The organism is Rubripirellula obstinata (assembly GCF_001642955.1).
GTDB lineage: Bacteria > Planctomycetota > Planctomycetia > Pirellulales > Pirellulaceae > Rubripirellula > Rubripirellula obstinata.
Window position 1 is genome coordinate 9,029 of sequence record NZ_LWSK01000048.1, and the last position, 26,917, is coordinate 35,945.

Annotated in this window: 20 protein-coding genes; 9 read left to right on the plus strand and 11 right to left on the minus strand. The window is 54.7% G+C overall.

The window, feature by feature from the left end; all coding sequences use genetic code 11:
- Positions 1 to 32: 32 nt before the first annotated feature.
- The 5 genes from RC85_RS13285 to RC85_RS13305 all read right to left on the minus strand — a co-directional run bounded on the left by RC85_RS13285 (position 33) and on the right by RC85_RS13305 (position 11,902).
- Positions 33 to 1,142: a prenyltransferase/squalene oxidase repeat-containing protein gene (locus tag RC85_RS13285; RefSeq protein WP_068263505.1), complete on the minus strand. Its 1,110-nt coding sequence runs from the start codon at positions 1,140 to 1,142 to the stop codon at positions 33 to 35.
- Entirely contained in the window at positions 1,139 to 6,373 is a 5,235-nt protein-coding gene (locus tag RC85_RS13290; RefSeq protein ID WP_068263506.1) for a hypothetical protein, read from the minus strand. The genes RC85_RS13285 and RC85_RS13290 overlap by 4 nt, the downstream gene beginning before the upstream one ends.
- A gap of 140 nt (positions 6,374 to 6,513) precedes the next feature.
- Positions 6,514 to 8,796 carry a VWA domain-containing protein gene (locus RC85_RS13295; protein WP_068263507.1) on the minus strand — a complete coding sequence of 761 codons (2,283 nt, stop codon included), beginning with the start codon at positions 8,794 to 8,796 and terminating at the stop codon, positions 6,514 to 6,516.
- Positions 8,793 to 11,003 (minus strand): BatA domain-containing protein, encoded by a 2,211-nt coding sequence (locus tag RC85_RS13300; protein WP_068263508.1) that lies wholly within the window; start codon positions 11,001 to 11,003, stop codon positions 8,793 to 8,795. The genes RC85_RS13295 and RC85_RS13300 overlap by 4 nt, the downstream gene beginning before the upstream one ends.
- Positions 11,000 to 11,902 carry a DUF58 domain-containing protein gene (locus RC85_RS13305; RefSeq protein ID WP_084422635.1) on the minus strand — a complete coding sequence of 301 codons (903 nt, stop codon included), beginning with the start codon at positions 11,900 to 11,902 and terminating at the stop codon, positions 11,000 to 11,002. The genes RC85_RS13300 and RC85_RS13305 overlap by 4 nt, the downstream gene beginning before the upstream one ends.
- A 405-nt stretch (positions 11,903 to 12,307) precedes the next feature.
- Between RC85_RS13305 and RC85_RS13310 the strand changes: the two genes are divergently transcribed.
- Positions 12,308 to 13,651, plus strand: a complete 1,344-nt coding sequence (locus RC85_RS13310; protein ID WP_084422636.1) for a redoxin domain-containing protein — start codon at positions 12,308 to 12,310, stop codon at positions 13,649 to 13,651.
- A gap of 107 nt (positions 13,652 to 13,758) precedes the next feature.
- Here the strand turns inward: RC85_RS13310 and RC85_RS13315 are convergent, their stop codons facing one another.
- Positions 13,759 to 14,346 (minus strand): dual specificity protein phosphatase family protein, encoded by a 588-nt coding sequence (locus RC85_RS13315; protein WP_338060581.1) that lies wholly within the window; start codon positions 14,344 to 14,346, stop codon positions 13,759 to 13,761.
- A 52-nt stretch (positions 14,347 to 14,398) separates the two neighbouring features.
- On the opposite strand from RC85_RS13315, the gene RC85_RS13320 reads away from it, so the two are divergent.
- Positions 14,399 to 14,890 carry a 3-hydroxyacyl-ACP dehydratase FabZ family protein gene (locus tag RC85_RS13320; protein ID WP_068263513.1) on the plus strand — a complete coding sequence of 164 codons (492 nt, stop codon included), beginning with the start codon at positions 14,399 to 14,401 and terminating at the stop codon, positions 14,888 to 14,890.
- A 145-nt stretch (positions 14,891 to 15,035) separates the two neighbouring features.
- Here the strand turns inward: RC85_RS13320 and RC85_RS13325 are convergent, their stop codons facing one another.
- From RC85_RS13325 to RC85_RS13345, 5 genes are all read right to left on the minus strand, one after another.
- Positions 15,036 to 16,133 (minus strand): hypothetical protein, encoded by a 1,098-nt coding sequence (locus tag RC85_RS13325; protein ID WP_068263516.1) that lies wholly within the window; start codon positions 16,131 to 16,133, stop codon positions 15,036 to 15,038.
- Positions 16,133 to 16,924, minus strand: a complete 792-nt coding sequence (locus RC85_RS13330; RefSeq protein ID WP_235033119.1) for a GltB/FmdC/FwdC-like GXGXG domain-containing protein — start codon at positions 16,922 to 16,924, stop codon at positions 16,133 to 16,135. The genes RC85_RS13325 and RC85_RS13330 overlap by 1 nt, the downstream gene beginning before the upstream one ends.
- 73 nt (positions 16,925 to 16,997) lie before the next feature.
- Positions 16,998 to 17,882: a purine-nucleoside phosphorylase gene (locus RC85_RS13335; RefSeq protein ID WP_068263518.1), complete on the minus strand. Its 885-nt coding sequence runs from the start codon at positions 17,880 to 17,882 to the stop codon at positions 16,998 to 17,000.
- A 12-nt stretch (positions 17,883 to 17,894) separates the two neighbouring features.
- Positions 17,895 to 18,968 (minus strand): agmatine deiminase family protein, encoded by a 1,074-nt coding sequence (locus RC85_RS13340; RefSeq protein ID WP_084422637.1) that lies wholly within the window; start codon positions 18,966 to 18,968, stop codon positions 17,895 to 17,897.
- Positions 18,969 to 19,145: 177 nt separating this feature from the next.
- Positions 19,146 to 19,436 (minus strand): hypothetical protein, encoded by a 291-nt coding sequence (locus RC85_RS13345; RefSeq protein WP_068263558.1) that lies wholly within the window; start codon positions 19,434 to 19,436, stop codon positions 19,146 to 19,148.
- Positions 19,437 to 19,992: 556 nt separating this feature from the next.
- On the opposite strand from RC85_RS13345, the gene hpf reads away from it, so the two are divergent.
- The 7 genes from hpf (at position 19,993) to RC85_RS13380 (ending at position 26,534) form a co-directional block, all read left to right on the plus strand.
- The gene (hpf, locus tag RC85_RS13350; RefSeq protein WP_068263520.1) at positions 19,993 to 20,334 is read left to right on the plus strand and encodes a ribosome hibernation-promoting factor, HPF/YfiA family; all 342 of its coding nucleotides are present in this window, start codon (positions 19,993 to 19,995) and stop codon (positions 20,332 to 20,334) included.
- A gap of 57 nt (positions 20,335 to 20,391) precedes the next feature.
- Entirely contained in the window at positions 20,392 to 20,871 is a 480-nt protein-coding gene (locus RC85_RS13355; RefSeq protein ID WP_068263523.1) for a PTS sugar transporter subunit IIA, read from the plus strand.
- Positions 20,871 to 21,251: an HPr family phosphocarrier protein gene (locus tag RC85_RS13360; protein ID WP_068263526.1), complete on the plus strand. Its 381-nt coding sequence runs from the start codon at positions 20,871 to 20,873 to the stop codon at positions 21,249 to 21,251. Before RC85_RS13355 ends, RC85_RS13360 begins: the two co-directional genes overlap by 1 nt.
- A gap of 121 nt (positions 21,252 to 21,372) precedes the next feature.
- Positions 21,373 to 23,118 carry a phosphoenolpyruvate--protein phosphotransferase gene (ptsP, locus tag RC85_RS13365; protein WP_068263528.1) on the plus strand — a complete coding sequence of 582 codons (1,746 nt, stop codon included), beginning with the start codon at positions 21,373 to 21,375 and terminating at the stop codon, positions 23,116 to 23,118.
- Positions 23,115 to 23,939, plus strand: a complete 825-nt coding sequence (locus RC85_RS13370) for a TIGR03936 family radical SAM-associated protein (RefSeq protein WP_084422638.1) — start codon at positions 23,115 to 23,117, stop codon at positions 23,937 to 23,939. Before ptsP ends, RC85_RS13370 begins: the two co-directional genes overlap by 4 nt.
- Positions 23,940 to 24,105: 166 nt before the next feature.
- On the plus strand, positions 24,106 to 25,710 hold the full coding sequence (locus RC85_RS13375) for an Rne/Rng family ribonuclease (RefSeq protein WP_068263530.1): 1,605 nt from the start codon (positions 24,106 to 24,108) through the stop codon (positions 25,708 to 25,710).
- Between the two features lie 101 nt (positions 25,711 to 25,811).
- The gene (locus RC85_RS13380; RefSeq protein WP_068263534.1) at positions 25,812 to 26,534 is read left to right on the plus strand and encodes a pyridoxine 5'-phosphate synthase; all 723 of its coding nucleotides are present in this window, start codon (positions 25,812 to 25,814) and stop codon (positions 26,532 to 26,534) included.
- The last annotated feature ends 383 nt before the right edge of the window (positions 26,535 to 26,917 follow it).

The window sequence follows — 26,917 nt, forward strand, 5'->3', positions numbered from 1 at the left end:
TTTTGCGGACCAAAAGGCGACTATCGAACTTTTCACTTCTGGTAAATCGGCAGATAGTGATACCGAACGCTCAAACTTAAGATCGCAAGCGTCGTTGCGTAGACCGTTCCGACATTCTTTTCCTCGCCACCACGACCGATCCAACTGCCGTCATTGCGTTGTGATTCGATCAACAATTCTGGGACCAACTTGTCCGCGACCGCGGCCGCTTCGCCCCCGACCTGGTGCATCGCTTGAGCGTAGTAATAGATTCCGTAGTAGAAAAATCGCTCGCTAATTCTTGGCGGGTGAGCCAACAACCACTGCGTCGCACCGCTGACCATCGGCGAATCGTATTGGCCGCAAACCTGCAGCGCCAACAAACCGGCCGACGTCATCGTGAACGTCGCGTGCCGAGTACCAGGCGTGTAACAAAAACCGCTGATTGCATCGCGAAATTCTCCGCTGCGATCAATTGGCGATGCGTAGGAATTTTTCAGGAACTCAATCGCCCGATCAATCGCCTCGCCCGGCACCTGCACGCCGTCATTTTTTGCCGACCGCAGTGCCATTAACTGCCACACCGAAACCGATAAATCTGAATCGCGGCTCGACGGCGAATAACGCCATCCTCCTTGCATCTTCTCCGGCTTTGATACTTCTTGCGCCGCCAAGATCAGCTTGATCGCGTTGACCAATGATTCGTGCATCCGACGGTTTTGATCCAGCGTCGATCCCATCCCTAACATCTCGGTCAGCATCAAAGTCACGATGCCGTGGCCGTACATTCGCGAACCATCTCGATCGCCAAAATAGCCGCGAGCGTCTTGGAAATCGTGATCCAGCACATACTCAATCGCCCGCTCCATCGCCCGACCACGTTTACCAGTCGTCGATGGCGTCATCCCGATGGACGCCATCGCCATCACTGACAAAGCGGTCATCGCGATGCTGTTACTCTTGTCAGCAATCGCTCCATCGGCCCGCTGAGTCTCCAACAGAAACTCAACACCACGCTGAAGTGCTTGGTCGAATTCATCAGGAACATACAAATTGCGAACGTTCAAATCCGCAGGCAATCGTTCCTGGCTTTTGGAATCCCGACCACCCAGCAAAATTCCCGATGCAGCAAATGCGATCCATTGGCGACGATCCAAACTCATCGTGACTCTCCTTGGCCGGAAGCAATCGCACGGAAGTACGCTTCGATTTCGCGGCGATACTGGTTTGGCACCAACGCACGATTCGCTTGCCCCGCATTTTCATCACGACGACTGCGAAGTTGCCCCCACTCGCTACCTCCCAACTCAATCCCATCAATCGGAACCGAAGGCCCACCGGGTGGATTTACCGGTGGATCGCCAGGCATCCCTTCACCACCATCCTTGCCTTCGACTTCACCTTCCGCTGGTTCGCCGGCGGGTTCATCCGTTGAATTCTCAGGCAACGGGCGTTCATCGGTTGACGATTCAGTCGATTGCTGACGACGACGCGCAACCTGCTGCGCGACCGATTCCAACGCCGACGACAACGTGGGTGACGCTTCGCCCGCAGATTCCGGCGTCGCATCCGGCTTCGCAATCGACCGGTCCAATTCGTCCAGCGTTTGTGCTAGCTGGCGATCACTACGACTGGCCGACGCACCAGAATCCCCGTCGCCTTCACCAGCATCCGAATTCTCCGGCGCAGCAAGCTTCGCGTTCACATCATTAATCTCCTTCGCAGTCTCCACGATTTGCCGATTCGCTTGCGGCGACTGTTCCGGCGACTTCGACGCGTCACGAAGATCCGATTCAGCGTTCTCCGAAGCCACCTTTGCTCCCAGTTCAATCTCCTCCGCAACATCCGATAGTTTTTCCGCACGCTGGGTCTCACCCAGACGTTTTTGATGCCTTGCGATCCGCCGCAAATGGTCTGCAGCACTTTGAATGTCCTCTGAAATATCGGCCTGGCGTTGAACCAGCTCTTTTGCCTGATCCGGATCCGCCATCAGATCATCGGACGCATCCATTTCATCGGCAACATCGCCGAGCAAGCTTTCAAGTTTGCGCAATTCATCTTTGGCAGCGTTCGCCATCCGCTGGGCAAGTTGTGCCGCCGGATTCGGCTTGTCCAACGGTTCCAACCGTTCGCGTTCCAGCTTCCTGCGTTGGTCCGCTGCTTGTTCGATTCGCGTGCGTGCAAAATCCTTCGTCTCTTCCGCAGCCTTTGTTTTTCGCTCGACTTCATTCGCTTTTGCCTGAAGCGTATCGAGTTGTTGTTGCCGTTGTTCTCGCTGGCTTAGCGTTTCAGAATCGGCGTCTAGCTTTTCTGCATCTTTTCGCAATTGCTTCGCCTGCTGTTGCAAGACGCTTTGCAAACGATGATTCATTCTCTCCCGCTGCTTTGCCGCATTCTGCACGCCCTTCCAGAGACTTTCCACAATCCGCTCGCCGCTGATTTGCTTTCGTCTGGCGTCTCGTTCAAACCGCTGAAGCGACTGCTGCTGTTGAGCACGCGCGGCTTCGTTTTGATGCAGATTTTCATCAATCTGTTTCCCGGCTTCTCCCGCAACATCGTTCATCCTCTCAGCAATCCCGGCGATTGCCTCGGCTGCCCGCGTCGCCGTTTGGCGAATCGAATCCAACGTATCCTTTTCGCCTTCTGCACTTCCTAGAATCTCCATCGCATCAGCCAATTCGGATTGCGCTTGCTGCAAATCATCACCAGTTTCGCCAAGGTTTCCCCAATTGCTACTTCGCTCCGCCCCGGCAACCAGTGCTTCTTTAATCGTCGTCAGCTTTCGATTGGCCGCAACCATTTCTCGACTCATGCGACGCTTGCGTTCCAAGATTTCCGGATCCGATGCCTCAAGCGATCGGTTAATTTCATTTTCATCGCTTGCGAGTCTTTCCAGGTCATCTTCAATCGCCTGCTGCGCACGGTCGGCAATCTCGTTGAGCTCGTTCTGCATGTCTTCGTTTTGCCGCAGTTGTTGTTCAAGCTGTTTCAGAAATTCTTCCGGTGTTTTCGCTGCGGCGTCAGCAATCGCTTCAGTCCGCTTGGAAAGCTGATTCAAATCATCTTGCAAGTTCATCTCTTGCTCACGACGACGAAGTTCCTCGCGAGATTCCGCCAGATCCTTCCCCTTGTCAGCGTTATCAAAATGCTCCGCCGTCGCGCGAAGAATATCCGCAAGCTGCTGCATCGCGTCATCGGAATCCGACGGTTCACTGAGTTCGGCATTACGCTTTGCCACTTGAATCTGAGCGGCCGCCGAATCGGCGTCGCGCGATAATTCACGCTGACCAGGATCGATCAAATCGGCGGTGTTCGCGAAGTCATGCAACGCTTCGACCACGTCGTCTGTTTTTTCAGTCGTATCGTCTTGCTTGACTTCCGCCTCCGCTGCATTTGCCAGCTCGGCGATCGTAGGTGCATACTTCAACAACACACGTCGGGCTTCATCAATGACCGGCGACAATGCGACCAGCGACCGCTTCAACTGTTCGCGGATTTCACCAAGCGATCCAGCAGCACTCTGCATCGCGTCGTCGCTCCAACGCCGTCGCGTGATGCGATCACGTGCCTGAGCGTAATCCGCAGCGAACCGAGTTTCATCGATCGGTTTCAACAGTGACCAGTCAATGCCTGCACTCTTCAACAAGCCAATCGAATGTTCCATGCGAGTCGAAAACCGTTCCAATTGAGCCGGATGATCGACGCGTGCCAAAGCGGTGTCCGATAAACGCTGTTCGGCCGAGGCAAGACGGGCAACAAGACGCCGCCCAGCTTCAACTCGATGAGCCGCCGACAACACCTCAATTGCCGACGCAATTTCACGATGGACTTGTTGATCAAACCCGTCAACGCTGACCGCTTCGGTCGCTCGTTTGAACAGGTTCAAATCCGCTGCATAGCGAAGGTCCACGTCGGGAAGTTGGCGATGCAGCGAAACCTCACTCGACACCTTTTCCAACAACGCTGCGACCACTTCTTCTGAAAGCCGTTCAGCCACTTTCGCAGTCGCCTCGCCCACCGACTGTGTCGTGCGATCGAGTTCACGAGTGGTTTGCGACATTGTCGATGCCAAGCGGCCATCCAAAATCGAATGACGCGTTTGTTGACGCAATTCCAGATCAAACAGGTTCAATCGATCTAGCATCATTCTGGCTTCGTCGCCGGTAGCGATTTCCTTACCAGCCAAATCATCCAACTCCGTCGTCCAGCGATCGCTCCACTTCCGCCACTTCTCAATATGTTCCAACGTCGATTCCTGCAGCCCACTCGAATAGGTTTGAATCATCGACTCCATGGCAACCAACCGACCTGAAACGACGTTCAAATACCGACCGTACCGAGCCGCCGGAATGCCGGATTCCGGATTCAGCAGCGGTGTCATCGTGCGCCGCATCGCAATCGCGTCGCTGATCAAGCCAACGGTCATCGCATGCGAAAACAACGCTCTGACATCTTCATCGATCAAATCCAATTGGCGACTCAGCCGTTCAATCTCAGCTTGTTGGCCGTTTCCGTTGTTGCCAGCGATCCGCAACATCGTCATCCGAGCATTCCAATCAACGATTGCGTTGCCAACTTGTTCCAACGGTTCGGAAAGGTCAAGTTTGTTGCCGATGTCCTGGTCGCTCGCAAGAGCCAGCTCAGTCTGAATCGTCGCAATCAAAGAATCGGTAAGCAACTGCAACTCGTCCCAATTCTGGTCATCGCCATCAAAGGATTCAGTCGCCGGCTTGGCTTGTTTGAACCAGCGGTGAATCAAATTCGCCAATCGGTGCAAACGATCCAGCGAATCATGCCGCTGCGAATCAAAACCTTTTTCTGCGACAAGAAACTCGATCATTTCAGAGTCGGACATTTGGCCGCGGCGGTCGATCGCCACCAACCGAGTTTGCACGATGTCGCCAACGGACAAAGTTCGGCCCAACGCAAACAGATCCCACTGCCATGACATCGCATGTTTTCGGCTCGCCTGCCCCAGATCGACAGGAACCGCGTCGAGCGCTTCGCCATTGACAATCGTTTTCTGCAACACGCGTTCGATCGGAATGTCGTCCACCACCTCCGCCGCAAGCGAGACGACTTCGATCGGCGAAACAACGCGACTAGCGGGCATCGATTCGTCCCAGCGAACGATCGGCGGCGAATCGACCAGCGGCACGATCGAATAACGACGCCCGAACGGATTCGACAAACCTGATCGGCGGCTCACCGCATCAACCTGATACTCGCCCGGCGATTCGATCGGAAGCAATGCCTTGTACCGAGTCGTCGAACCATCGATCGACGTCAGGTTTATTTCACGCCGGCGATTTCCCATGCGAAACAAAGCGTCGGAAACCGGTTCGTCAAACTCCACCGTAACCGTCGCTCGTGTTCCTACGACTGCTCGTAGATCGCCATGGTCTTGCAACACCGTTTCGACAGGCAACTTGGAATAAACGGGATAGTCATATTCGACCGAAAAGGCCGCGACGCGTGGACGTGATTGCGGCGTCAACGTATTCCACAACGTCACCGCATCGCCAGCGATGATCCGATAACGAACCGGCGATTGTCCCATCATCAAGTTGGCGGCGAATTCATTGCCATCCCCGATCGCTTGATCAACACTCGCATCGACAGCTCTGGGCGTCATCTCAATTTTGCTTGATTTGGCATCGCCGCTTTGATACTGCAACCAAACACCATCTTCGGAAATCCACTGTCCCCACCCAAGCCGCGTCAGATTCGACACTTCTGCAATGATTCCGACCGCATCACCATGCGCGACAAACCCGCTGGCTGGATCAGGTTCAATGATTTTCACCTCAGTAAACGACGCCCGCTCGATCGCCAGCCCCGGCAACATCGCTCGAGCGATCCGGCGACCGATTTGCAGTGGTGGAATCAGCAATAAAACGGCGGTCAGCCCGCCGACGATTGCCGCCGCCGTTAACCAGGACTTCAACAAATCCATCGGCAGCAATTTGGCAACGTCCATGCCAGCGGCTCGTAGTGCAACCACTCGCTGCAACCGTTCGCGAAATTCAAACGACCCGTTGGCTCCATCGCCCCCCGACAATTCCACCGCTGACAACAAATCTTCGCGAAGCCGCGGGTCCACCGATTCAAGCTGTCTGGCAAGTTCGTATTGGTCGTTCAGTTTCAAAAAACGAAGCGACGTCCACCACATCGCCGCCACTGTCACCAAGTAGCCGATCAAGCTGATCAACAACCGCGTTCCGGTCGGCAACACCCATCGATAGTCCACCAACATCACGACTGCCATGGTCAACGCCAGTGCCAACAGTCCCACCGCCAACGCCCGAACCCAAATCAAACGCGTCCTACGAGCAGCAAATCGGCGCAGCACCGAAGCCGTCGCGGGACTCAGTTCGTTTGATTCAGTATCCATCATCACCTTTATACTAGACAACTCCCTCTGCAAACCACGGTGCTAAACAGTTTAACCGCGTGGGCATCGCGGTTAAACGTAGGCCGGAACAAGCGCAGCGCAGTTCCGGCCTACAGCAGCTACCGCTTGGAGGTAAATTCTTATACTAACCCGCTTCGTTTTCTTAGCACCCATTCAGCGGTCAGTAATCCCATCACTGCCCAGAACCAATAGAACGATTCCCACAGCGACACATCGGATTCAACGACGCGACCGGTGGAAAGCATTTCGAGTCGCGTGAAAATCTCGTCAGCCGAAGATTCGTGACGGTATTCACCGCCGCCCGCTTTTGCGACCGCTGACAAGCCCTGGTCATTCACGCTGATCCGATTCCATTCCGCCGCGTCGTTTCCACCGACCCAAATCGGAGTCGTCGCACGCAGTGCCGCCTGATCAAAACCACTCGCCCGAATCCGCACTTCGTAAGATCCATCGGGCAACCCGGACGCCTGACCGCGGTAGGTTCCACGCTGCGGATCATCGATCACCAGCGGAACGGTCGCGACGACTTCGTTGTCTGAAACCAACAACGCATCGACCGTCGAATCACCAACGGGGCCGCCATCGATGTTCTGCAACCTAGCACGAATGATCGGCGACCCACCGGATTCGTATTCCAATCGATCCGTGCCGACCGCCAAGTATTCGTCACTGGCGGAATACGGCGGTTGCATCGCGGCCTCCATGATCTGGTTCCAAAACCTTGCGTGAAACCGATCGCCGACTTTGTAACGCCAACGCCAAGTTTGATCCGACGCAAAATAGAACACTCGCCCGCCGCCAAACAAATGCGTCACCAACCAAGGCGAACGACCGCCACCAACATCGACTGTTTCGGCCCAGACCTCAGCCGTCGCCGCCGGACTGACCGAATTCGTCATCGTCGGTGAAGGCAGTTTCCGCCAGAACGATTCCAACTGGCCCGCGTCGCCAAACAAATCAATCGCCGGTTGCTGACTTCCGAGTGTCGTTAGCTGGATCGACTCGGGCGGTGCAGAAACAACTTCGTCGTGACGAACCGGTATCAGTTCAGGCAAACGCGTCTTGATCAGTTCGCCGACTTGACCGTATTGCCCATCGATGACAATCAAACCGCCACCGCGGTTCACAAAATCACTTAACAACTGCGAATCACGTTCGTCAAAAAATTCAGCCGGAATCTCGCCCAACACCACAGCGTCATACTTGCCCATCGATTCCTGATCGTCAGGAAATTTGCCATCGTCATCTCCATCACCATCGCCGTGCAACATCCTAGGATTATCGGTGCCGATTCCGAACAGGACCGTGTTGACCATCCAACCCGGATCACGTTGGAACAGGTTTTTCAAATACCGCATTTCCCAGCGGCTTCCACCGTCCAGGATTAGCAACCGTCGTTTACGCGTTGCTGCGGAAACTCGAAAATCAAAACGATTGTTCTCGCGAATCCAGTCTTCGCCATCGCTGCGCACCACCGCTCGCAGATTCATCACCTTGGTGCCACGATCGATTCCAGAAACCGCGTCACCAGCGATCTTCTGCAACGCAGTTTCAACGTCGATCTCAAAAGCGACCGATTGCCGGTTCCCCGACGCGAGCGTGATCTCTTTTTCCCAGAGCGTTTGCTGATCATCGGTTTCGATTAGAACTGTCGCCTGACGGTTGCCTTCCATCGAGTGCAACAGTTGGACTTTCCCTTTCAACGTCCCGTCGGGTGCAACGCTATCGGGATGTTCGACCGCCGAAATGCCAACGCCCGGCGGTTCATCAAGATTCCCGATTCCGATCGTGTGAACAGTCACGCCCGCCATCCGCAACGCCGCTGATTCGTCCAGCGGCGATGGACCAGCGTTGTTACGACCATCTGAAAAAACAACGACCGCGGTATGACTAGCGTCTTCACCGGAGTCCGCTGCCGTAAGGGAATTCGACACCGCCGCCAGTGCTGAACCAATGTCGGTGCGACTGCCAGCGGAAAACGGAGACACCTCGACCTGATGCGTGTTCGCAAGTCGCTCGACCCAGCCTTCGTTGTCACGATTCCCTTCCAACAAACGGTTCGCCCGATCGACACGCGACACCGCGGAATCTGTTTGAGACGTTTCGCCGCTGCCTGTCGGTGACGTGTCCGGCGCGGACATGCTGGCGGATTGATCGACGGCAAATACCACGCGGCCAAGCCTGCCAACGGTGACCTGCGAATGCCAAATCGGGCCTGCCAGAATGAAGATCACCAAAGCCACCGCAGCGGCTCGTAGGCTGGGGATTAAGAAGCTAGCCGATGAATCCAACGATCTGGTTTCTCGCAAATAGTAAAGCAGCACGGCAAACGCGGAAACGATCGCCGCCACGATCACCAACCAAGCTGGCATGTCACCCGAAAATCGAAGCGAAGCGATCATGCGGTTTCCACCTGCTGACCAGTGGAACGCTGACCACTGGAATGCTGACCCAACCGCTGGCTAATCCAAAGCTCGGCGATCATCGCGAACAACAACGCAGACAGAATCCAACGCCAAATTTCGCGACCGTACCGCCCAGTTTGATCGTCCTCAATCAGCGATTTCGGTTCACCATAAACCGTGGCTCCGATCGCATCGGCGGCGTTTTGTACCCGAGCCGGATCGACGCCACGCGATATCGATTCGGACGGCAGCACTTCCATCACGCGAATCGACTGCTTGGCGATTGACGATTCTTTTACAACGGAACGAAAACGATAGACGCCCGGCTTGGATGTGTTGGAAACCGCAAGCACTGATCGGCCGTCAAGTTCTTGTGGCGAAATCAATCGGTCGTCTTGGCCTGGTCGCGTGAAGTAGAACGCGGCCTGCTTTGCGTTTTCTTGATCGGGCGGCATTAGATCTGACGTTGCCAAGACCAGTGTTTCACCGACGTTAAAATTCATCGACTGGTTGGAACCGGCCAGATCCAAAACCATTTGCTGGATCATCGGAACAAACACGGGCCGAAGCGGCAACGTCGATCCGCTTGCGTCCGCGGCGATCGCAAACTGAACGATGCGTCCGAGACCGCGATCAGACATCACGATCAACGGGTCGCCCGATTCAAGCGAAACTAATGTGGTCGTTAATTCGCCGGAACGCAGACGCAGTTGTCGATAACTTGACACCTGCACATCGGAAAACAGGTCTCGCGACGTGTCACCGAACAACGCCCAAGGTGAATAGTCAGCGTTCCGCCCAGCGATCGCAAACAGATCGCCATCCGGCGAATCACTGCCGATCGATTCACCCAATTCGGCTGGCATCTGAAAAGAATCTGCGGCAGTTCCCCAGCTCGAATTCAATCGCTTTTGATCTAAACCGGCTTGGTCAAACAGGATCACCGAACCGCCGTTATGGACGTAGTCGCCGATGATTTGACGTAGGTTCGACGTTGGTTCGGTTAATCCGGCTAACACGATGACATCAGGATCGGAAACAGGCAGCTTGGTTTGCAGATCCGCGGTTGAAATGCGGGTGGTTTTGACGGGATCCGTCAACGGAGAGCCGCTAAATGCAAACGGAGACAATGCGACCTGCAGAAAACGACTTTTGTTCGCATCGTCCACCAACCACACATTGACTTGCTCGATCACATCGACGGCCAGCGTTCGCTGGTTGTCCGCCGCCAGCGAATCGGCGAATTCGATCGAGGCCGTGATCGCGACCGGGCTAGGCGTGTCGAAGGTCCGAACGAATTTCACGGATGCAAACGACCGCGGTTGAACGGTGATTGGTTTTGAAGATTCACGCTTTCCGTTGACCGACCAGACCACGTTGGCTGCTTCGATTGGGTCATCGCCGTGATTGCGAATTCGAGCTAAAAACACCGCTTGACGTTCCACGACGGCGGCGGCTGATTCCATGGTGATTGATTCGACGGAGACGTTTGCTTGCTGGTCCGCTGATTGATCCGCTGCGATATTTAGAAATTCAAACTTAGTGCCTTGATCTGACACAGATTCAGCGAAGCTTTGCAAACGCGTAAGCGAAGCGTCATCGATCATGTTGGTCTGAAAATCGGAAACAACCATGACGCGTGGATTGGGCTGGGATGCCTGCTTTGCGGCTGCGCTGGCTGATTGAATCAACCCGGCCAGATCGACGGGGCCGCTATGCGGTTTGGTGGCGTCAATGGAGGACCGGGCGGTTGCTGGACCGATTCGCGTGATCGGCGATGACGGATCGCTGCTGCGAATCAGGATGATTTCGTCGCGGCGAGTGAGCGAATCCAAGACAAGATCAATTGCGTCGTGGGCGTCGTCCATGCGAACGCGACCAGCCGACGTTGCGAATCCCATGCTGCGTGAATCGTCAATCGCGATCACCACCGATTGGGCCGCGTCACCGGGCAACGCTTGGAAACCAGTCAACAATGGCCGTGCCAAACAGAACGCCAACAAAATCGGCACGCAACATCGGACCAACAGCAACAATAGATTCAGCCATTGGATGCGTCGCCGATTGGTGCGCATCATTCCTTCGATCAGGTGCATGGCTCCCCAATCGACGGTGCGAAAACGACTGCGATAAAAAAGGTGGATCGCCAGCGGGATCGTGAACGCCAATCCACCCAGCGCCAGCAAGCCGTTGATTAACGTCACGGCCGCTGTCTCCGTTGCGAAAGATACTCGTGCAACATCTCCACCACCGGCCGATCCGTCTTCACTTCGACAAGATCAACCCGGTGGCGACGGCATGTCTCGCGAAGCTGCGTTTGATGCTGTTCGTACTTGGCAAGATACCGCTGGCGAACCGAATTCGCATCGACCATTTCACGACGCCCCAGGTTTTCCAAGTCACGAAACTCGATCCGTCCCTGGAACGGAAAGTCGGCCTCATCTGGGTCCAGGATTTGAAACAACAGGACTTCATGTTTCTGACCGCGAAGCTGTGCCAGCGACTTGCCAAGCGATTCCAGATCACTCATCGCGTCGGTGATCAGAACCAGTAACCCGCGGCGTTTCAACTTCGGTGAAATTTTGCGAATCGCTTCGCCAAGATCCGTGCTGCGGCGGCTGGCCGATTGTGCGATCGCCGTCATCACTGCGGTCAGGTGCGACGGACGACTGCGAGGCGGAACGATCGTGCGTGGTTGATTGTCAAAGGTGACGACGCCAATCGCATCCTGTTGCGACAACAGCAAATAGCCAATCGACGCGGCCAACACTTGCGCGTAATCGTATTTGGATTGCCCGCCGCTTCGATCGCCCGAATACTGCATCGAACCACTTTGGTCGACCAACAACGTGCATTTCAAATTGGTCTCTTCTTCAAATTCGCGAATGTAAAGACGATCACTTTTCGCAAACGCCTTCCAATCGATATTCCGCAGTTCATCACCGGCGACATAGGGTCGATGTTCTTTGAATTCAGAACTGAATCCTTTCTGCGGCGACCGGTGACGACCGCTGCTCAACCCTTCCACCACTTCGCGAGCGAGCAGTTGCAGATTGGCAACTCGCGAGAGATCTTTTGGTGTGACGAGGTCAAGCAGTCGCATGGATGGGGATGCAGTCAGGTGCGAGTTGAAAAATAGGTTGATAGTGGGCTGTTCAAACCCGAAGCCGTCAAGCCGATTGGATCGAGCAATTCAATGACGGAATTCTATTATAGCCGTATGATCCCGGTTGCCGTCCTTGCTCGAGATGAGCATCGCGAAAAAAAACTAAGGTAGCGAATCTCGCAGAGAGATTCGGCCGTGCGGAAATCAAAAGTCTCTGCGACTTTCGCTACCTCAAAGCTCGTCAGTTGTTATTCACGCGACGCTAACTGTGGCCTGTCAAAGAACTCGTAGCCTTTCGAAGAGTGATGAAGTCGTTTATGTTAATTTTGTGGTTGCAATGAGTAACGGGCACCGAGTCCTAGAATCATCTCAGTAGACAATATAACCGAGCGAGAATCGATCATGAACGCAGTACGGAAATTGAGTTTGGTATTGGTCTGCTTTGTGGCGGGGTGCAGTCGGTCGTCAGATGACAACTCTAGCGACCTGGCAGAATCTTCGACGGTTCCGGAGTCCGTGGCAGCCACGCAATTGCAACCAGCCAAGTCGCCGGAAGTCGAACCCGACGATCCATCATCTCAATCGCAGCCCCCGCCTGAACCACTCGCCATTGGATTAGTCGCTCCGCCATTGGACGTTGAGCACTGGTTTACGAGCACCAGGCCGCCGGTCACTGAATTCGAACCGGGTCAGGTTTACGTTGTGGAATTTTGGGCCACGTGGTGTGGGCCTTGCATATCCAGCATGCCCCACTTGGCCGAACTGCAAAAGGAGTATGCCGACCAGTCCGTTCAAATTATCAGCATCACGCGGGAAAAAGTTGAGACGGTCGAAAAGTTTTTGGATAAGCCAGCCAACATCGGACTGCCAATGAAAAAACCAGCAGACAAGTCTGATTCCGCCGAAGACAAAAATGCCGAAGACAAAACTGACGAGGAAACTGACGAAGAAGCAGAGCCCGTGACGTACCGCGAGTTGACCGCGGCGTATAGCTTGACCGCGGATCCGGATGGCTCCGCCTACAGATCCTACATGGAAGCGGCTGATCGAAAAGGCATCCCGTGTGCCTTCATCGTCGGTAGTGATGGACACGTCGAGTGGATCGGCCACCCGATGGCGATGGACGAACCTTTGGCTAACATCGTCGCTGGTGACTGGGATCGCGAAGAGGCAAAAGCAGAGTTCATTCGCGAAGAAAAACGGTTCACCTTGTTCATGGAGATTATGAAGGCGCACCGAAGCAAAAATTTCGATCAGGCTCTCGAGACCCTGGAGCAAAACCAAGAATTGTTTACCGGATCGCAATACGAAGGTTACCTGTCCAACATTAAGCTTGAATCAGCACTACGTGACCAAGACAGCGAAGCCGTTTTAAGCGAAATCGAAACGCTGCGAGAACTTGAGGACGGCGACGGTTCTGTCACCAATGCCTGGGCATGGAAGGTATTCCAAGCGGTGGATGCTGGCTATCCCGACGACGCGAAAATCGTCGCCGCCACGATCGACGCTCTGGAAAGTGCGACGGAGAATTCGACGGTCGATTTGACTTGGTCCGCGATGGATACGTTGGCTCACTTGAAGGCTCACGTCGGCGACACCGACGCCGCCATCGCGTTGCAAACAAAGGCAATCGAATTGGCACCACAACGCATGACCGACTCAATGCAAGCTTTCTTGGACGAACTCACCAAGGACGACGCGGAGGAGCCTACGCCGGAAGATGAAGAGGAAGAGGAAGACGAGTAGCGGGTTCCGATGAGAACACGACGCATGGCGCGATGCACAACACAGTTGAACGGTTTAGAAAGGCTTCAACAGCGTTGCTCTATAGGGCTGACAGATTCGTCTCTTCTTCATGCGTTTGGAAGCGTTTCCGCGAACTCCTTGACCACCGGTCGCTCGGGCAATCTTGGGTTGACGTGCGGACGGCATTTTAGCAGCAATGCTTGTGCCTCCATCGCGGTCATCGATCGGTACTTCATCAACCAGCACAGTGCGACCGTCGCGCTTCTCGCGCGGCCGGCTTTGCAGTGGATGTAGACCGTTTCGCCGGCGCTTGCGTGTTGCTGCACAAACTCGACCGCATCGATCACGTCTTGCAATTTGGGGTGCGTGAAATCAGTGGTCGGAATGTGCAATTGGGCGATGCCGTGTTCACTGTACTGTTTCGTCGGCCCGGCGTATTCTTCGCACGTATTGACGACCGCGCGGACGCCGGCGGCATGCATCACTGCCACATCGCGGGCGGATGGGCGAGCACCAACGATCACGTTATCGTCGATCGAATCCCACCAATTTCGCACTTTCAAAATGCGTCCCAGCGTGACATTCCAAGCCAGGGTCGGATAAAACACCGTTCTGGCGTACATTCGTTTGAGTGCGTGGTTCATCCAAACAGAATAGGAATCCAGGACGACTTGTCCAACCGGCTGAATCGACAACGCTTTGCTTCATTTCATCTTCTTTTGATCTCCCGTAATCTCTCTGCCCAAAATGCCTGACCTTTTTCGCCATCGTTTTGAATCTGTCGCTGATTATCTGCACCATCGCCCGCCATACTTGTTGATTGATGCCGTCACTGAAATCGCGGACGATTCGATCGAGACAACCACGACCGTTGCTGAAGATGCATTCTTTATCCAGGGGCACTTTCCAGGCGCACACGTTTTGCCCGGTGCAATCATGCAGGAGATGACGACTCAGAGTGCCGGGATTTTGATCGCCGGTAACTTCAACCCAATGGAAACGTATAACACTCACGATCCGGATTTCAACGAGTTCGCGTTGGGCGTTCTGGTGAAGGTCAAATTTGGTCGCTACCGGGGATTCGCAAGACCCGGTGACCAGCTCTCGATCTCGATCAAGCTGGATGAAAACGTTGATCAGGTTTTTGACTTTTCAGGGAAGATTGTTTGCAAAGGAAAAACGATCTATCGCAATCAGTTTCAGTTGACGAATATGCGCAGCGATATGCTTCGTGGGTAGGAAGAGATAGACAAAAAAATTGTTGTCAAAAAAATGGTGTGCGAGGTGCATGCCAACATTTACCTCCACCGCGCAGCGGGAGAGGTAAATGCCCTGAAAAAAACATTGTTTTTCAAAACGGAGGTTGCACTGGTTGTAAAGATTTTTACAGCAGTGGAACGTTCAGCGTTTTGGACCAGGTTGGGTCGGTGGTGGCGATGCGGGCGTCGGGTGGTAGGCCGGTCAGGGATTCTGCGTAGCCGCGGAATTCGTCTAGGTACGGTGACAGCATGTGTTGGACGATCGCTGGGATTCTGGATTCGGCGACCGATCGCATTTGCGGCGACTTTGGCGGATGATACATGCCCAATTCCAAGGTTTCGCTGACGTACTGAAACAAGTCGTTGCACCAGGGATCAATACTGACGCCGGTTGCGCCGAAATGTGTCAGCTTAACGGCGTCGGTCGGTGTCATGCCGCTGGTTTCAATCCATAGCGGCGTTGTTTGGTCAGTTGACTTGCCAGTCGATTGAACAGCCGAATCGTCGATCAATTTGCGAGCTTGCTGGATGTATTTGGCGATCCGCAGCGGTGTTAGTTCTTCGTCGCTTAAACGCAGCAAAATACCGTCGGGTTTTTGAGTTAAAATTTGCGGCAATTCAGTTTCCAAGCGATGTGGAAACAACGATACCAGCACCATTGCCGATGGCGACAGTACTTTTAGTTGTTGAATTTTGATTGACAGTGTTTGCAACGACGACACGTCGGGCGGAAACGATGCGGCCGGAATCCAACTGCCGCCACCGAGCGGTTTGTCGGGCGGTGTTGATTCCCAGCGGGCAATTTGGCTCGGCGAATACGCGTACCGACCATCGCTGTCACGCGGAACGGTCAACCGAAAATCGATCACGCTGGCTCCATCAAAATCCTGCGGCGAAATTCCGTAACGCTCCGCTCGATAGGGAACGATTCGGCGCCGGGTTTCAGCGTTAGTTTCAGCGCCAATTTCAGCGTTGGATTCAGCGTTTGGCTCGCCGTGGAAATGCGACGGTTCATCTTTGCTTGACAGATCACTTAACAACGCCGAAACGATGACGCCTTCATCAGCGATCGCGGCAGCCAAGGCATCTGCGGCGGTGGGCACCAGCGTATGCCACGGCGGATTGCTGTAGAACATTGCTGGCGATTGCGTTTGAACGTGTCCCTGCCATTTGCGACCGGTTGCCGGCGGCAGGAAGACGAGCGAGCCAAGACGGTTTTCCATTACGACCGCCAACTTGGATTGACTTCGCCACGTCCGGCTTCTTCGGCTTCCAACAACGCCTTCGGAACGACGCGCCGAAAATCCTTTGCCTCGCCGCGGATCGACGCATTGAGAAGCAGTAACCCCAACCGCAGCAGTTCTCGTTTTCGCAGCGGAGCCTCGGTCACTCCGTCGGCCAAACTCTTCGCCTTGCCACGAATAAACACCGTCATGTTGCTCATCGCATCGCCTAGAAATTCGCCTGCGTCACCGCCGATCACCATCAAACCACCCAGCGCACCGATTCCACAGTGATCACCGACATTGCCGCGAACAAAAATCCCACCGCCTCGCATCGCACCGCCGCATCGATCGCCTGCGGAACCGTACACCGCCAACGTGCCGCCCGTCATCGCGGCACCCGCACCGTCGCCCGCGTTGCCGCGAACTCGAACCGTGCCGCTGGACATGCCTTCGGCGACGCCGTGACCGACGTGGCCTTCGCAACGCAATTCGGCATCGCTGCAAAGCGCGAACGCATAATGGCCCAGCGATCCATCGACGCGAATGTCCACGGCACGGTTGATCCGCATCAACGCATGGTCACGCTTGTTGCTCTTGATCAGGATTGACGTTAACTCTTCGTCGGAATCGGAAAGCGGAACCGAATAAATGGCATCACGAAGCTCTGTCGTGCCCAGTTGATCCATCGAGAATTCGTACTGACAAGTCGCCAGCAGATTCACCCCGGACGACCGCGACATCGCGGCGTCGGGCTTGGAGGAAATCGGCTTGGATGGATCTTTGGGCATCAGAGATTTTTCAAGCGATCAGTTGGGTTCGGTTGGGTTGGGTTCCTGGTGGACTGAACCCTGGCGGGCCCAGCTACGGGGAGGTTCGAGAAGTTGATTCGGGACAGTTTCTTAGCACGCCTCTTCTTAGCACGCCTCGGACGATGGTTTCCATCTTAGCACCTGCGGCCTGGCCCGCGAGCAAAACTTCTTCGTGATTTGCGACGTTGGGGCGATCGGGGTCGGCGACGTTGCTGACCATCGACAAACCCAAGACCCTCATTCCGAGGGCATTCGCGACCAAGACCTCCGGCACGGTACTCATCCCGACCACGTCAGCCCCCAATTTTCGCATCATTCGGTATTCGGCTCGCGTTTCGTAGGTCGGGCCAAGCGTCGCCAGGTAGGTGCCGAAGTTTGCTGAGAACCCGGCTTTCATCGCAGATTCCTGAGCAATTTTTGCCATCGGTTGATCGTAGATTTGGCCTCGATTGATTCCGCCAATGACTTCGCTGGACTCTTTTCCCTGCTTTTGAATCAACCGGGCTTGATTGAACTGGAACGTGCCGCCCATCCAATTGAGGTGATCCTTCAAAATCACGATGTCGCCAACCGCCAACTTGGGACTCACGCCGCCCGCCGCGTTGCTGACGATCAGTGAATCGGCACCGATTGCGTGCATGACTTCGACCGGAAACGCGGCCTGGTCGTTCGTCCAACCTTCGTAGCGATGGAAACGACCCGCCATCGCGACCACGGGAACAGATTGCAGTTCGCCGAAAATCAATTGGCCGCGGTGGCCGCCTGCGGTGGATCGTACGAACCCAGGGATTGATTCGTAATCGATTTTCAAGGCGTCAGAAATCTGATCAGCCAAGCCGCCCAGACCGCTGCCCAGGATGATGCCAACTTTGGGGCGAGGCCGGTTTCCGAGTTGCTGCAGTAGCGAATCGGCGGCGGTGGAAACGTTGGCGTTCATGGCAGCGTGGTTTCAAATTTGGCTAGCGGGTTGATCTCGTGAACAGCAATGTAATGCACCGAGCCCCCAAACGAGTTCTCGGCAATCAATCAGTTCGATCGTGGCGTCGGTAATCGCGCCGGTGATCGAACCGGTGATCGAACCGACGGTTTCGATTGCCGCAGCGTCAGTTTTCGGATCAAAGGACGGCAACAAAATTCGGTCAGGACCGAGCCTTAGAAAGTTACAATAGCTTTCGGGGACACGAGTATCGTCGATGAACCGCGCGGGCGGAATCATCAACGGGTGAATGGTGACTTGTGGCCGAGTCGATTCGCCCCACAATTCCAACTGCAGAAAATTCTCTTTCAAACCTTGATGATTGGGATCGTCTTTTGGGGCGACGGCGGCGACGACGTTTTGTTTGTCGATGAATCGTGCCAGTTGGTCAATGTGCCCGTCAGTATCGTCGCCCTGCAAACCGCCACCATCGATCCAAACGATTTCAGTGACGCCGGTTTGTCGGTAAATTTCTTGCGAGATTTGTTCGACAGTCCAATCGGGATTTCGCGTTGGCCCAAGCAAGCACATTGGCGTGGTCAGCATCCGTCGGTCGCCATCAAACTCCATCGCGCCGCCTTCGACACAAAGCTTGCTCTTTGCGCGACCGATGCCTGCGGACTGACAGATCGTTTTTGCCGCGGCGGCATCGTCGTCCCAAGGCGGATACTTGCCGCCCCACGCGTTGTATTGCCAATCGACCGCGTGCATTTTGCCGGTGGACCGTGATTGAACGAACGTCGGGCCATAATCACGCACCCAAACATCGTTGGTTTTTGCGGTCACGATGGTCACGCCATCGATGTCGCCGATCAGTTGCCTGGCTTGATTCGCGGCATCGCCATCGGCCAAAATTTTTACAGACGTCGTGGTCGCAATCGATCGAACGATTTCGACAAAGACCGCCGGGATTCGGCTCAGTCGCGTCGCGCCGTCTTTATCGCCGGGCCAAGTGTTTGGGTTGTGAGGCCACGCCAACCAAACGCAGTCGAGCGATTCCCACTCGGCCGGTACGCGTGCATCGGACAGGCGGTTGGCTTGATTCATCGGCAGCGTCGGTATCCAACTGTCGTGCTGGGTCCAACTGTCGTGCTGGACACCGGAAAAAATGTCAGCGACGGAATGAATCGGAACATCGAGCTGGCGTCATCCTCCGAGACCATTTTAAAGCAAAGCTGATCCCGCCAGGGTTCAGTCCACGATCGGATCAAGCTTGACTGAAACCTATTCGGGCTTGATTTCTTCTTTGACCTTTTGAACAAAGTGGGGTGATTTGCCACCCTTGCTGAGTTCGACAGCTCGCTTTTCGGCGTCTGCTTTTTGGTCAAACTCAAACACGGCGACGCGTTTGAGGTTCTGGCTGAACACGCCCCAGTAGAGACGCAACCTTAGATCGGCTGCACTCTTCTTCGTTCGTTTGCCAGCTTTTTTCTTGGCTTTGGCATCGGAAATGAGCTTTTCGGCGGCTTCCGCCTCGGCAGCTTTTGCCTTTCGACTGACGACCTTGCGGGCCATGTGCGGATCGGGGTTCAGAGTAATGGTGTACGGGTGAATTGACGGCAACCAGCGGCAGAAAAAAATCTGTCGCAAGTCGAGCGGAAAGCTTACCACGGCCAAGTTTATTCTGCCACGGGGACTATTTCGGCGATTGGGGGGAACGACCAACACCGTGAAGGGTTTCTAAACTGTTTAACCGCGTGGTCATCGCCCCGCCCGTCCATGCGGGGCGAAACGCGCGGGGCGATGCCCACGCGGCTAAACAAAACAATGGGTTTTTACTGGATAAAAACTCTTCACGGCGTTAGGGAACGACCTTCATCGGCTAACGTTGTAAAGCTGGCCATGATGAAAGGAGGCCTTATTGAGCTGTCGGCCGAATTTCGCTCAGCTCGATACGGCCGACATTTGATACCACTTCTTCTGGCAAGGTTCGCTATTCTTGGGGGCCAGGATCACTTATGATAAAGTGAGTCCAACGCCGGACGGTTTTCGACAAGCGATGTCGCAACCGCTATCACGACTTTCTGGCCCTCTATTCAACGCACGGATTCACCGCACGGAGAGACACCTTATGCAGGTCAATGTTTCAGCAAGACACGGCAACCTTCAACCTGGCGACCAGCCACTCGTCGTCGAAAAGGTAGAGAAGCTTCGACGTCTTTATGATCGCATCAATTCGATCGACGTCACGATTGATCTGAAACAATTGGACAAGCCAATGGTGGAAATCAAGGTTTCGGTGGAAGGGTCTGACAATCCGGTCGCATCCGCCGAATCCAACACCGTGATCTCGGCAATCGACTTGACCATCCCCAAGGTGGAACAGCAACTGCGCAAAATCAAACAGAAAAAGACCGGCCACCGAGCCACTGGAATCAAACACATCGAACCGATCGTTGCAGACGAGGAATAGTTCCCGTCTTTTGATCATCATCACACAGCCCTCCATTCGTGGAAATAATTTCTTATCATGAAGTTCGCAGATTTTATCACTCCAACCGCGATCCAAGCGGAACTGTCTTCGCACACCAAAGACGCGGTCATCACCGAATTGGTCCAAGCTCTTGCCGATTCTGGCGAGATCGCAGCCGACCAAAAAGATGACATCATTGCTTCGATTATGAAGCGAGAAGAATTGGGCAGCACCGGCATCGGCCGCGGCGTTGCCGTTCCTCACACCAAACACCCTAGCGTCCAAAAGTTGGTCGGCACCGTTGGCGTTTCCACCGACGGCGTTGACTTTGATTCGCTTGACGGCGAACGAGTTCAATTGTTCTTCCTGTTGATCAGTCCTCCGGAACGTCCCGGCGATCACTTGCGAGCCCTTGAAAACATTTCTCGCCAACTTCGCGACGACACGTTTTGCCGGTTCCTGAAACAGAGCAAAGCTCCGGCCGACATTCAGCAACTGTTGCAAGAAGCCGACGATAATCAATTCGTCTCGGGCTAATGAGCACAGCACCTCTGAAACAAATCGTCACCGTGCTAAACCCGGAAGGGTTGCACCTTCGCCCAGCGGATCTATTGGTCCGTACCGCCAACCAATTCAGTTCATCGATTTTGATCGGCAAGAACGCCGAAATGGTGGACTGTAAAAGCATCTTGTCGCTGATCACGTTAGGAGCCGACCAAGGCACCGAGCTAAAGATCGAAGCCGAGGGTGCCGACGCGGCGGAAGCTCTGCAATGCATCACTGCATTGTTCGAGAGTGGTTTTGCCGCTGGCAACGAACCTTGCAACGAAACCGGCGGCGATCAACCGGCCGGCGAAGGTGCAGGCGAAGGCACCCACAACCAGGGCAACGGAACAGCGCAAGGTCAGACTTTTTGAGTCTCAGGTGCGGCTTGTGATTCCTTATTCACAAATCACCTAACCTCACAACGACGGATCAGTCTTTCGGCAAAACCGGCCCAGCGGCAAACGCTGGCGGCCGGTCGAGTACGCCTGGACCATGATCGAATTACAAGGCATTCCCGTATCGCCAGGAGTCGCGATCGGTCCAGCATTGGTGTTGGATACCGAAGGCTATCGCGTCCCCAACATTCTTGTACCCGCTGGTGAAGCGGAAGGCGAATTCACGCGCCTGTATCACGCCTGCAAAGCCGTCGGATCGCGGCTTCGTGAAAACCAAGCTTCGACGTCTGCCGCCGCGGGCGAAGACACCGGCAACATCTTTGCCGCCCAATTACAAATGCTGAACGATCCGCGGCTGCACACTGAACTGCGTCGGCGAATCCAAAACGATCACGAATCAGCGGCCTACGCGGTCAACCGAGTCCTGCAAAACTATGCCGGGGCGCTGCGGCGGTTGGCCAATCCGTTGCTGGCCGATCGTGCCGAAGATGTATTGGATATCGAAAAGCAATTGCTGTTCGAGCTGGGTGCGGTCAGCCGTCCGCCGCTGGCCGATTTGACCGAGCCCACAATCGTGCTGGCGCGAACGCTGACGCCAAGCGAAACAGCCAACCTGGATCGCGATCACGTGCAGGGTTTCTGCACCGAAACCGGCGGCAGCGGCGGGCACACCGCGATCGTCGCCAAAGGTTTAGAGCTGCCAGCGGTTGTCGGAATCGGTCGTTTTATCGACGCAGTCAGCAACGGTACTCTGATCATCGTCGATGGCGATCGCGGCCGAGTGGTCGTGGACCCGGACGAAGAAACAATCGCCAGCTATCGGAAGCGACGCAAGGCAAGGGTTTCGCTGAGTGAGCGGTTGGCGGAACTGCATGAGTTGCCCGCCGAAACTGCCGACGGTGTTCGCGTTCGCCTGTCAGCCAACATCGAATTCCCGCACGAAACCAAAGCCGCCGTCGCGCGAGGTGCCGACGGCATCGGTTTGTATCGAACCGAATTTTTGTATCTGTCCAGCGAAGAAGAACCAAGCGAAGAGGATCACTACAACGCGTACAGCGAAGTCGTCCGAGCGATGCACGGTCGCCCGGTCGTGATTCGGACGTTGGATTTGGGTGCGGACAAAATGGGGCATCGCCCGCTGGCCGAAAACGAACACAACCCGTGTTTGGGGCTGCGTAGCATCCGGTTGAGTCTGAGGAATCTGGATTTGTTTCGGCCTCAGTTGCGTGCGATCCTGCGTGCGGCGGTTCATGGTGACATCCGCGTCATGTTCCCGCTGATCACAACGATTGCAGAACTGCGGCAAGCACGCATGCTGTTGAATTTAGTCGCCGAAGATTTGAAGGACGCCGACGTTCCGTTCCGCAGCGACATTCCGGTTGGCATGATGGTCGAAGTGCCCGCGGCGGTGATCATGCTGGACATGTTCGCCAAGGAAGTGGATTTCCTAAGCATCGGCACCAACGACTTGGCTCAGTACACCTTGGCGGTCGATCGCGGCAACGAGTACGTCGCCGATTTGTATCAATCGTCTGACCCGGCAGTGCTGCGGTTGATTCAGTCCTGCGTCAAGATTTCCAAATCATCCGACGTGCCGCTGTCGGTGTGCGGCGAAATGAGCAGCATGCCTGGTCGCGCGTTGTTGTTGTTGGGTCTTGGCGTGCGAAGTTTAAGTGTGCCGCCGTCGGCGATCCCAACGATCAAAAAAACAATTCGGTCCGTTTCAATCACTCGGTGCGAAGAAATTGCCAAGCGGGCGATGACGCTGGAAGCGGCCAGAGAAGTGGACATGTATCTGTTAAACCAGATCGCCGAACTCGTGCCTGAATTGGTGGTCGAATGAGCGATCGAGTCCAAAACGATGCGGCGGAAACGCAAACGGAATCAGCGCCAGATACTGAACCCGCGCTGAATACTGAACCCGCACCGGATACTGAACCCGCACTGCGGATCCGCTACCGGATTCGATTTGGCAAAACAGGTTTGCTGCGTTGGATCAGCCACCGTGACTTGGCCACACTTTGGGAACGTTTGGTGCGGCGAGCATCACTGAAATTGTCGATGACCGAAGGATTCCACCCCAAACCACGGATCGCGTTTCCGTCTGCCTTGGCACTTGGCGTCGAATCACTCGACGAAGTGGTTGAAATAGAACTTGCCGAAGACCTGTCACCCGCTGACTTATTGAAGCGATTAGTGGATGATAACCAACCTGGATTGACGATTTGCAGCGTCCGAAAGCTGCCAGAAGGTTTCGGGAAAGCTCAACTCGATCGCAGCGATTATGTCGTCAGCGTTCCAACCGGCGACTCTTTTCAGGTCGATTGGGTTGCTGTTCAAACGCAGATCGACAAATTGATGGCGACGCCAAGCGTTTCGATACAACGAAAAAAGAAGACTCAAAAGTTCGACATTCCCGCCAACATGAAAACGATCGAGATCGCGGCGGATTCCGACGGAACAAAAACACTGAACCTAACCATCAACAATCCACAAGGCGCGGTTTTGAAACCGACCGACGTGCTGGATTTGTTGGGCTTGGATGACTGGATCGAAGCGGGTGCCACCATCACTCGGATCCGGGTTCATCTGCAAAAAGAATACGACAACACAGAAACCGAACATTACGCCTGCTCGGGCGATGTCCCGATAACGCATGCCTAAACCCATCGTCGCTTTTCGCTACGCGAAATCAACGCTACGACGTTCTTTCGCAGAGCGAAAGGCGACTATGAAAACCGTACACAAAACCGTCAGCGTCCATGCAAACCGTTCGGCCTTTCCGGACAAACGCATCAAGCTGGCCCAACACCCCCAGAGGTGAATATCGATGAAGAAAGAAATGTTAATTAACGTGCTGCAGCCAGAGGAGTGCCGCATTGCCGTCCTGGAAAACGACCGACTCGACGAACTTTACGTTGAACGGAAAAGTGTCGAGGCGTTCGCGGGCAACATCTACCGAGGCAAAATCGTCAACTTAGAACCCAGCATTCAAGCTGCGTTCGTTGACTTTGGCGTCGGCCGAAACGGGTTCCTGCACATCAGCGACGTGGAACCGCAGTACTTCCGCCAAGGCGGTTACGACCCCGAAGAAATCATGCGGGAATCGGACGAAATGGCCGAAGCCGCCGCCAAACGGGCTCGCGAAACCGGACGCGGCAACAAACACGCCTACAAAGGCGGACGTCCTCGCAACAAACCACCCATCCAAGAAATTTTCCGACGCGGCGACGAAGTCCTTGTCCAAGTCATCAAAGAAGGCATCGGCACCAAGGGACCGACGCTTAGCACCTACATCTCAATCCCCGGTCGTTACCTAGTTTTAATGCCTTCGCTCGCCCGCGTTGGTGTGAGTCGCAAAATCGAAGACGAAGACGATCGCAAACGGTTGAAGCGATGCCTGAAAAACTTGAACCCGCCAAAGGGTCTGGGGTTCATTGTTCGTACCGCCGGTGCTGGTCGTAAAGAAGAGGAATTGGGACGCGACCTCGATTACTTGCTTCGATTGTGGAAGTCGATTGTCAAACGCTTGGACGAAACGTCTCAGCCGGGCGTTCTGTACGAGGAAAGCGACCTGATCATCCGAACGATTCGCGACATTTACAGCGATGACATCGACAGCATCACGATCGACGAAGAAGAGTCCTACGAAAAGGCTCGTGTGTTCCTGAAAATGGTGATGCCACGTGTCGTTGATCGCTTGAAATTGTACGAGGGCGAAGTGCCACTGTTCCACGCTCATAAGTTGGAACAAGAAATTGTCAAAATCAATCAACGCCAAGTTCACTTGAAGGAAGGCGGTTCGATCGTCATCGATCCGACTGAAGCTCTGGTTGCGATCGACGTCAACAGCGGCAATTTCCGCGGCAACGATTCCGCGGAAGAGAACGCGTTCCGGATGAACATCAACGCAGCCAAAGAAATCGCTCGCCAATTGCGTCTGCGTGACCTTGGTGGCGTGATCGTCAATGACTTCATCGATATGCGAAAAGAAAGTCATCGTCGTAAAGTCGAACATACGCTTCGCGACGCGATGGCCAGCGATCGGGCGCGAACCAAAATTCTGAGAACGAGTCCGTTTGGTTTGATCGAGATGACTCGTCAACGAATTCGCCCAAGTCTGAAACGCAGCATCTACCGCGATTGCCCATGCTGTGACGGCCGAGCCTTGGTCAAGACTGCCGAAAGCATGTCGATCGAAGTGATCCGAACGCTGGCGCTGGCGGTTAAGAACAAGCACATCGAACGCGTGACGGTGCGAGTCAACGATGAAGTCGCCGCGCACTTGAATAACCGCAAGCGTCGGGATGTGATGGAGATGGAAGATCTGGGAAAGATGACGGTGCAAATTCTAGGCAGCGAAGCTCTTTACCCAGAACACCTCGAACTCGATTGCCGCGATTCCCGAGGCGAAAAAGTCGAAGTCGATTCTTGAGAGAGCGATTAGCTTTTAGCGTTTAGCTATTAGCTAGTTGTTTTTGAAAGGCTAATTGCTAATTGCTAATCGCTAATCGCTAATCGCTAAAAGCTAACACCATGATTGAATTGGGCATCAACATTGATCACGTCGCGACGGTCCGTCAGGCTCGTCGGACTTTTGAACCCGATCCGGTGGTCGCTGCGGCGCTCGCCGAACAGGGTGGCGCGGACGGAATCACGTTTCATTTGCGTGAAGACCGTCGGCACATCCAGGATCGGGACGTGGAAGTGTTGATGAAAACGGTGACCGTGAAAACGAACATGGAATTGGCTTGCGCCGATGAAGTGGTCGCGATCGCGCTGGCCGCCCGACCGGATTGGGCGTTGTTGGTCCCCGAAAGTCGCGAAGAAGTCACGACCGAAGGCGGATTGAACGTGACTGGCGATACTGGCCGAATCAAAAAAGCGATTGAGCAATTCAAACAAGCCGGAATTCTGGTCAGCCTGTTCATCGATCCTGAACCCGATCAAGTCAAAGCATCCGCGGACCTGGGCGTCGATGCAGTCGAACTCCACACCGGGCCTTATGCCTTGGCCAAAGGCGAAGCTCACCAGCACGAACTTGGTCGTTTGATCGATGCCGGCAAAATCGCCTGCGACGCGGGCATTCGATTGCATGCTGGCCATGGACTGAACTACGTCAACGTCCGCCCCGTTGCCGCGATCGACAACATGATCGAACTGAACATCGGTCATTCCATCGTCAGCCGCGCCGTGATGGTCGGCATGAAAGAAGCCGTCGCCGAAATGCGTCGAATTCTGGACTTGGTCAGTCCGTAGGTTTGAACAATGTTAGATCGCGTGGGCAACATTCCACGCGTTCGACAGTGCTAAGAAACGTGCGACTTTTTATAGTCGCCTTTCGCTCCGCGAAAGCAGCGGATTCGCTACTTTCGCAGTGGACGTCGTATTGATTACCGCCGGATTGATGTCGTCACTCATCCCAAGGCAAGTCGAACAAATCAATGCAAATTGTCGTTGATCGAACCGCGATCATAACGCTGGTGAATAGTCCCGGTAGGGACGGAAGCTCTCTGCCGGGGATGTAAATCCCCGGATGGCAGCGTTATATCTCAGTTCTTCTCTGGTTCGGTTTCGCGGCTACGCCGCGAAACCGAGCCAGAGAATTGATGTGGGGCAGCGATCCGGGTGCTCGCGCACCC